The following is a 4283-nucleotide window of genomic DNA, read 5'->3' on the forward strand; positions in this document are numbered from 1 at the left end:
CAATCCGCGCGAACTGGCCGGCAAGGTGGCCGCGCGCCTGGCGAGCGATCCACGCCTCGCCTCGGTCGAGGTGGCCGGGCCGGGCTTCATAAACCTGAAGATTTCCGACGCCGCCCTGGCCGAGCGCGCTGCAGAGGTCGCCGCCGATCAGGCCCACGCCGGCGCCGCCGTCGTGGCCGAGCCGCGCAAGGTGGTCATCGATTACGGCGGTCCGAACGTGGCCAAGCCGATGCATGTCGGCCACCTGCGCAGCGCCATCATCGGCGAAAGCCTCAAGCGGCTGTTCCGCTTCCGCGGCGACCATGTCACCGGCGACGCCCACTTCGGCGACTGGGGCTTCCAGATGGGCCTGCTGATCACGGCCTGCGGCGACGAGGGGCTGGCCGACGCCTTCATGGCGCCGGGCGACGGCCCCTTCCCGGCCAGCAGCCCCGTGACGCTGGCGGACCTGGACCGCCTCTATCCCCAAGCCGCGGCCAAGGCCAAGGAAGACCCCGCTTTCCGCGACCGCGCCCGCAAGGCGACGGCTGAATTGCAGGCCGGCCGCCCCGGCTATCGCGCCCTGTGGTCCCATTTCGTCGCTGTCAGCCGCGAGGCGTTGAAGCGCGAGTATGGCGACCTGTCGGTCGATTTCGACCTGTGGAACGGCGAGAGCGACGCCGATCCCCTGATGGACGAGATGATCGCCCACCTGAAGGCGACCGGCCTGCTGGTCGAGGACGACGGCGCCCAGGTGGTCCACGTCGCCAAGCCGGGCGAGACCCGAAAGAAGAAGCTGGCCGACGGCTCGGTGATCGAGGCGCCGTCTCCGCCGCCGTTGCTGGTTATCAGTTCCGAAGGCTCGGCCATGTACGGCACGACCGACCTGGCGACGATCCTGGACCGCAAGAAGACGCTGGCGCCCGACCTGGCGCTCTACGTCGTGGACGAACGCCAGGCCGAACATTTCGAACAGGTGTTCCGCGCCGCCTATCTGGCCGGCTACGCCGCCGAGGGGTCGCTGGAGCATCTGGGCTTCGGCACGATGAACGGCCAGGACGGCAAGCCCTTCAAGACCCGCGCGGGCGGGGTGTTGAAGCTGCGCGACCTGATCGATCAGGCCACGGAAAAGGCGCGCGAGCGCCTGCACGACGCCAAGCTGGGCGACGATCTGCCGCCGGAAGAGTTCGAGGCCATCGCCCACAATGTCGCGATCGCCGCGCTGAAGTTCGCCGACCTGTCGAACGCGCGCACCACCAGCTACGTCTTCGACCTCGACCGCTTCATGAGCTTCGAGGGCAAGACCGGGCCTTATCTGCTTTACCAGGCCGTCCGCATCAAATCGCTGCTGCGCAAGGCTGCCGACCAAGGCGTGACGCCAGGCCGGATCGCCTGCGCCGAGCCGGCGGAGCGCGACCTGGCTCTGACGTTGGACGCCTTTTCGACCGCCGTTTCAGACGCCTACGACAAGCGCATGCCGCACTTGGTCGCCGAACACGCCTATCGCGTGGCCCAGTCCTTCTCGAAGTTCTACGCCGCCTGCCCTGTGCTGGTCGCGCCCGACGAGGCCACGCGGCGTTCGCGCCTGGCCCTGTCGGCAGCGGCCCTGCTCCAGCTTGAACAGGCGTTGGCGCTGTTGGGCATCGAGACGCCCGAGCGAATGTAGATAATCAGTCCGGCTTCTTTTCGGAGAAGGCGGCGTCCACCTCTTCCTCGGTGATCCGCTTTTTCGGATCGCCCGGCTGGCCCAGGTTCTGCTCCTCGGTGCCGTCGCCCATCACGCCAGGGGTGGTGTTGATCTTCGGCTCGTCTTGTTTGTCGGCCATGACAATGCTCCTGTTGGCCCCTTCTGAACGTGCGCTGCGCGGTGCCGTTCCTCCCACGCTCGCGAGTTCCCGATGACGTCATCCACCGACCTGGACGCCTATATCGCCGGCCTGCCGAAGGCCGAGCTGCATCTGCACATCGAGGGTTCGCTGGAGCCCGAACTGATGTTCGAGCTGGCCCGGCGCAACGGCGTCGCCATTCCCTACGACAGCGTCGAGGCGGTGCGCGCGGCCTACGACTTCTCGAACTTGCAGGATTTCCTGGACATCTATTACGCCGGCGCCGCCGTGCTGCTGACGCGCCAGGACTTCGAGGACCTGGCCTTCGCCTATTTCCAGCGCGCGGCCGCCGACAACGTCCGCCACGCCGAGATCTTCTTCGATCCCCAGACCCACACCGACCGCGGCGTGCCCTTCGGCGTGGTGGTCGAGGGCCTGATCGCGGGGATGGATCGAGCCAAGGCCGAGTTGGGAGTCTCCAGCGGCCTGATCCTCAGCTTCCTGCGCCACCTCACCGAGGACGAGGCCTTCGCCACCCTGGAGGCGGCCAAGCCCTACCTGCACCACTTCATCGGCGTGGGACTGGACTCGTCCGAGGTCGGCCATCCGCCGTCCAAGTTCCAGCGCGTCTTCGCCGCCGCGCGCGATCTGGGCCTGAAACTGTGCGCCCACGCCGGCGAGGAAGGCCCGCCGGCCTATGTCCACGAGGCGCTGGACCTGCTGCACATCGACCGGATGGACCACGGCAACCGCTCGATGGAGGACGAAGCGCTGATCCAGCGCCTGGCCGCCGAACAGATGACCCTGACGGTCTGCCCCCTGTCGAACCTGAAGCTGTGCGTGGTGGACGACCTGAAGAACCACCCCATCCCGGAAATGCTGCGCCGGGGCCTGCACGTCACCCTGAACTCGGACGACCCGTCCTATTTCGGCGGCTATGTGAACGACAACTACAGTCGCCTCGCTGACGCTGTGGGCCTGACCCGCAACCAGATCACCCAGCTGGCGCGAAACAGTTTCGAAGGCGCCTTCCTGCCTGAGGCGGAAAAGGCGGCCCGGATCGCAGAGGTCGATGCCTACGCCAAGACGGCGGTGGTCCTCGGCTAGACGCCGCCCAGCAGATCGACCGCCTCGACCTCTACCACGCCCAAGGCTGTGAACCGCCTCCCGGCTTCGGCCGCCGTCTCCGGCGCTATCGCGCGGGTGGCGTCGCGGATGACCACCGCCTCGAACCCCTCGCGCACCGCATCCTCGGCTGTGAAACGGACGCAGTAGTCGTAGGCCAGTCCGCACAGGACGACGCGGGTCACGCCCAGTTCGCGCAACAGGCCGCTCAGGCCCGTCGGCGTCCGGCGGTCGTTCTCGAAGAAGCCCGAGTAGCTGTCGACGGCCGGATTGTAGCCCTTGCGGATGACGGCCAACGCCTTGCGCACCGTCGGCGCCACATCGGGATGAAAGTCGGCGCCCGGCGAACCCTGCAGACAGTGATCCGGCCACAGCATCTGCCGCCCATAGGCGACGTCGATCTCGGTGAAGGGTGCGGCGCCCGGATGGTTGGTGGCGAAACTGATCTGGTCCGGCGTATGCCAGTCCTGGGTGACGATCACGCGCTCGAACCGCTCCGCCAGCTGGTTGATCGTCGGCATGACCCCGGCCCCGCCCGCGACCGCGAGGCCGCCGCCTTCGCAAAAGTCGTTCTGCGGGTCGATGACCAGAAGCGCGTCAGTGGCGGCGATCTTCATCAGGCCCCCGCATAGGCGTCGATCTCTGTGGCCGACCCCAGGGCCACCGGAATCCGTTGGTGCAGATGGTCTGGCTGGACGTCCAGGATCGCCTGGCTGCCGTCCGTCGTCGCCTTGCCGCCCGCCTGTTCGATCAGCAGAGCCATCGGATTGCCTTCGTACATCAGGCGCAGCTTGCCGGGCTTGTCCGGTTCGCGCCGATCCCACGGATAGAGAAAGACGCCGCCCCGCATCAGAATGCGGTGCACGTCCGCCACCATCGCCGCGACCCAGCGCATGTTGAAGTTCTTACCCCGCGGGCCGTCCGCGCCCCTCAGCACGCCCTCGACATAGCGCTGCACCGGCTCCGACCAGTGGCGCTGGTTCGACATGTTTATCGCGAACTCCTTGGTGTCCGGCGAGACGGCGATGGCGTCGTGCGTCAACAGCCATTGCCCTTGCGCCGACAGGGTGAAACCCTTTACGCCCCGCCCCGTCGTCAGCACCAGCATCGTCTGGGCGCCGTAGAGGGCGTAGAGGGCCGCGACCTGGCTGCGGCCCGGCTGCAGGAAATCGGCCTCGGCGGGCGCTCTCTGCGGCGCCTTCAGCACCGAGACGATCGTGCCGACCGGCGCATTGATGTCGATGTTGGACGACCCGTCCAGCGGATCGAAAAGAACCAGATATTCGCCCGCATGATCCGCCGGCTGGACCGTCTCCATCTCCTCGGACGCCACGCCCGCCACGGCGGGACAGG

Annotated in this window: 5 protein-coding genes; 2 read left to right on the plus strand and 3 right to left on the minus strand. The window is 67.5% G+C overall.

The window, feature by feature from the left end; genetic code table 11:
• Nucleotides 1–1645 (plus strand): arginine--tRNA ligase (gene argS / locus B2U11_RS04510; protein ID WP_292070236.1); only part of this gene is annotated, 1645 nt, incomplete at its 5' end.
• A 4-nt stretch (nucleotides 1646–1649) separates the two neighbouring features.
• On the opposite strand, the gene B2U11_RS04515 is transcribed toward argS, so the two are convergent.
• Nucleotides 1650–1805, minus strand: a complete 156-nt coding sequence (locus tag B2U11_RS04515) for a hypothetical protein (protein WP_201217181.1) — start codon at nucleotides 1803–1805, stop codon at nucleotides 1650–1652.
• Between the two features lie 72 nt (nucleotides 1806–1877).
• On the opposite strand from B2U11_RS04515, the gene B2U11_RS04520 reads away from it, so the two are divergent.
• Nucleotides 1878–2912 carry an adenosine deaminase gene (locus B2U11_RS04520; protein ID WP_201217179.1) on the plus strand — a complete coding sequence of 345 codons (1035 nt, stop codon included), beginning with the start codon at nucleotides 1878–1880 and terminating at the stop codon, nucleotides 2910–2912.
• On the opposite strand, the gene B2U11_RS04525 is transcribed toward B2U11_RS04520, so the two are convergent.
• Together B2U11_RS04525 and B2U11_RS04530 are read right to left on the minus strand one after the other, a co-directional pair.
• Nucleotides 2909–3547, minus strand: a complete 639-nt coding sequence (locus B2U11_RS04525; RefSeq protein ID WP_201217177.1) for a nicotinamidase — start codon at nucleotides 3545–3547, stop codon at nucleotides 2909–2911. The two genes, B2U11_RS04520 and B2U11_RS04525, sit on opposite strands and share 4 nt — an antisense overlap.
• Nucleotides 3547–4283 (minus strand): class 1 fructose-bisphosphatase (locus tag B2U11_RS04530; protein WP_292070240.1); only part of this gene is annotated, 737 nt, incomplete at its 5' end. The genes B2U11_RS04530 and B2U11_RS04525, both read right to left, overlap by 1 nt.

The sequence above is a fragment of the Brevundimonas sp. UBA7534 genome (assembly GCF_002479325.1).
Taxonomy (GTDB): domain Bacteria; phylum Pseudomonadota; class Alphaproteobacteria; order Caulobacterales; family Caulobacteraceae; genus Brevundimonas.